3 protein-coding genes are annotated in these 3727 nt (G+C 69.0%); 1 reads left to right on the plus strand and 2 read right to left on the minus strand.

Annotated elements, in window-relative coordinates; all coding sequences use genetic code 11:
- On the minus strand, positions 1-1028 hold a 1028-nt coding region (locus HW578_RS24265; RefSeq protein WP_198373276.1), incomplete at its 3' end, for an acetoin utilization protein AcuC.
- Positions 1029-1178: 150 nt separating this feature from the next.
- On the opposite strand from HW578_RS24265, the gene HW578_RS24270 reads away from it, so the two are divergent.
- Positions 1179-2591 carry an ATP-binding protein gene (locus HW578_RS24270; RefSeq protein ID WP_198373277.1) on the plus strand — a complete coding sequence of 471 codons (1413 nt, stop codon included), beginning with the start codon at positions 1179-1181 and terminating at the stop codon, positions 2589-2591.
- A 249-nt stretch (positions 2592-2840) separates the two neighbouring features.
- Here the strand turns inward: HW578_RS24270 and HW578_RS24275 are convergent.
- On the minus strand, positions 2841-3727 hold an 887-nt coding region (locus HW578_RS24275), incomplete at its 5' end, for an OmpA family protein (protein ID WP_198373278.1).

Below are 3727 nucleotides of genomic sequence, written 5' to 3' on the forward strand. Positions count from 1 at the left end.
CATGCGGCGCGCGGGCTAAAGGCGCGCCCGGCGGCGCGCTGGAAGGCGAGGCCGCGCAGCACCGCCTCGGCCGCCGGCGGCAGGCGGTCGGGCATGGCGTGCCCCGCCAGCACGCCCCACACGCCCGCCCAGCAGCGCGCCACCGACCATGGATTGTAGCCACCGCCACCCAGCACGATCAGACGGGGCGCGCGGGGCATCACCGCCGCGATGACCGCGCGATGCGCGTTGTTGGACAGGCTGAGCTTCGCCAGCGGGTCCTCCTCCAGCGCATCGGCGCCGCATTGGACCATGATGGCCTGCGGGCGCAGTCGGTCGATGATCGGCAGCATCGCCTGGTGCAGCACCCAGGCCATCTCGCTGTCGTTGAAGCCGGGCGGCACCGGGATGTTGGCGGCATGGCCGCCGGCGCGGTCCTCGCTGCCGCCGGTGAAGGGCCAGCGGCCCTCCTCGTGGATGCTGAGGGTGAAGACGCGCGCATCGTCGTGGAAGGCATCCTGCACGCCATCGCCGTGATGCGCGTCCAGGTCGAGATAGAGGATGTTACTCAACCCCTGGTCGAGCCACGCCAGGAGCCCGAGAACCGCGTCGTTGAGGTAGCAGAAGCCGCTCGCGCGGCCGGGCCGGCCGTGATGCGTGCCCCCGCCGGGCACATGCGCCACGCCGCCATCGGCCGTCAGCCGCGTGGCGAGCAGCGTGCCGCCTGCCCCTGTCGCGGGGCGGCGGAACATCTCCCGGAACAGCGGGTTGCCATCGGCGCCGATGCGGAAGCGCGCACGGTCCTCGGCGCTGACCGCCTGCGTCGCCTCGGCCCGGAGCAGGGCGTCCAGGTAGTCGCGCGCATGGAAGCGCGAGAGTTCCTCGAGGCTCGCCTGCGGGCTGTCGATGTAGGCGCCCGGCGCCACCCAGCCCAGCGCGCGCACCAGGTCGAGCATGGTCGACACGCGCGGGATCGCGAGCGGATGCTTCGGCCCGTAGCTCGAGCCGCGGTAGATCTCGGAGCCGATCAGGGTCGGTGTCGTGGCCATGCCGTGCGGCAGATTGGTGCGTGCAGCAGCATCGTCAAACACAACCGCATGGACCGATGACGCGCCCGCGATTAGCGTCGGTCGGCGCCCGCGATTCGGCCCGCGGCGCTGGCCGGGCGGCCCGGGCGCCCGCGAAGCTGGAGGTGGCTCTTGCGTTTCAGTGACCTGATCGTCGCCCTCGAACTGATCTCCCGCCACGACGCCGACGAGGCACTGGAACGCCAGGCGCGCACCGGGCGCAAGTTCGGCGAGGTGCTGGTCGAGCTCGGCATGCTGAGCGCCCACCAGGTGAGCGAACTCGAGGACGGGCTGCCCGCGCCGCCCGACAGCGTGCTCGAACTCGGCATCGAGCCGCGCATCGTCTTCGACATCATGGTGAAGTTCCTCAGCACGGCGGGCCAGGGCAATGCGGCGACGATTGCCGAGACGCTCGCGATCTCGCGGCGGCTCGCCTCGGTGCTGATCGAGCAGGCACGCGCGCAGGGGATCGTCGAGCTCAAGCCTGGCATCGTGGCCGGCGAACTGCGCATCGAACTGACCCCGCGCGGGCGCTCCATGGCGGTGGAGGCCTTCGCCAACAACGCCTATATCGGCCCCCTGCCCGTCTCGCTGAAGGAGTATTCGGCGCGCGTGCTGCGCCAGACCATCCGCAGCGAGACCGTCACCGCCCAGGCGGTGCTGGGCGCGATGCAGCCGCTGGTGGTCAATGAGGAACTCCTCGCCAAGGTCGGCATCGCCGCCAATGCGGGGCGCTCGATCCTGCTCTACGGCGCGCCGGGCAACGGCAAGACCTCGATCGCCGAGCGCATGGTGAAGGTGTTCGGCGCCATGGTGCTGATCCCGCACTGCTTCGAGGTGGGCGGGCAGATCGTGAAGGTCTACGACCCCTCGGTGCACAAGCGGCTCGGCGCGCGGATGGAGGCCACCATGTCCTCCTCCCTGCTGGCCGACGAGTTCGACCCGCGCTGGGTGCCCTGCCGGCGGCCCTTCGTGGCGGCCGGCGGCGAGCTCAGCCTCGACATGCTCGACCTGAAGTTCGAGGAGACGGCGCGCTTCTACGAGGCGCCGCTGCACGTCAAGGCGATGAACGGCGTGCTGCTGATCGACGATTTCGGCCGCCAACTGGTACGCCCCGAGGCGATGCTGAACCGCTGGGTGGTGCCGATGGATCGGCGCATCGACTTCCTGAAGCTGCACACCGGGCAGTCCTTCCAGATCCCCTTTGACCAGCTGCTGGTCTTCTCGACCAACCTCAGCCCGCGCGACCTGATGGACCCGGCCTTCCTGCGCCGCCTGCCCTACAAGATCCACGTGCATGGCCCCTCGAAGGAGGAATTTTCCGCCCTGCTGCGCAGCAACGCGGCCCAGCACGGCGTCGCCTACACCGCCGAGGCGGTGGACTATACGCTCGACCAGATCGTCCGGCACGGCACGCCTCTGGCGTATTACCAGGCCACCGAGATCCCGCAGCAGATCGCCGATTTCTGCGGCTTCCTGAACCGCCCGCCGATCGCGGACGAGGCGACGATCCGCTTCGCGCTGGGCAATCTGCTGGTGGAGTGAGCCGGGCAGCACCCCGAGCGGGAGCGCCCGCATGAATGGCGTGCGCTTGCCCGGCCTGCCGGCGTTGGCCACGCGCGATCGAAGGCAGAAAATTGGGAAGCCTCTCGGGGCCCCTTCTCGTGAGTGATCGCGTGATGCGCCGCTACTAGGGTCGCGTCGGCGCGCCTCGGCTCGCCGAAATGCCTCGAACAGTCTGCTCTCGCGAGCGTCTTTACCCGATCAGGTGATCCCACCTGATCGGGTTCTGCTTTAGCGGAGCACGATCTCCAGGCGGCGGTTCTGCGGCTCGCGGGTGTTGTCCGGGGTCGGCACCAGCAGCTGGCTCTCGCCGACGCCACGCGCGGTGATCTCGTTGCGCGGCACGCCCAGGCGGACCAGCTCGGCGGCCACCGCGTTGGCGCGGCGGACCGACAGGCCCTGGTTGTGCTGCGCCGAGCCCGAGGTGTCGGTGTGGCCGGTCACCTCGATGCGGGTCACCGCCTGGCGCGTGCGGGCCTGCGCGGCTTCCGGAATGATCTGGCGCGCGCGCGCGGTCAGGTCGGCGCGGTTCCAGTCGAAGAACACCAGGAAGGTGCGCGCCGGCCCGGGCGCCGCGGCCGGCGGCAGAACCGGCGCCGAGGATCTCTGCCCAAATGTGTAGCGGACAACGAAGAGTATATTCTGATTGTGGGACGCCGCGTCGACCGGCGCCGTCCGGCTTGTGCCGCCAGGACCGGTGACGTTCGCATTAAGAATAGGCGTCTCGGGAGCGATGTAGCGATACTCAAGCGCAGCCGCCAGCCGCGGCATGCCGATCCAGTCAAGGGGAAATGTAAGGCCAGCAATGAACTGGTATACAGGACCTTCACCGCTGTCATTCAGTAACAGGCGGTTCGCACCAACAGATCCGCCGACATTGTTGAACTGGCGCCATCCATATCCAATACCGCCACCGACATAGGGGAGACCTCTGCGAGACGCCTTGCTGATGGCGGTGAGTGCTGATTCTCTCGTGCCGTTGGAGACCTCTGGAGAGCTCTGCGAAACCTGCGTGATCGGCTGATGAAGATGTGGCGGTGTCCTGGAAGCGGCCTTGGGGGTCGTTTTCGAGCCCGCCGGTCGTGCGGTGGGCGCACCTCTCCCGTCAGGCGAGTAGC

The organism is Roseomonas rosulenta, assembly GCF_016106005.1.
Classification (GTDB): domain Bacteria; phylum Pseudomonadota; class Alphaproteobacteria; order Acetobacterales; family Acetobacteraceae; genus Neoroseomonas; species Neoroseomonas rosulenta.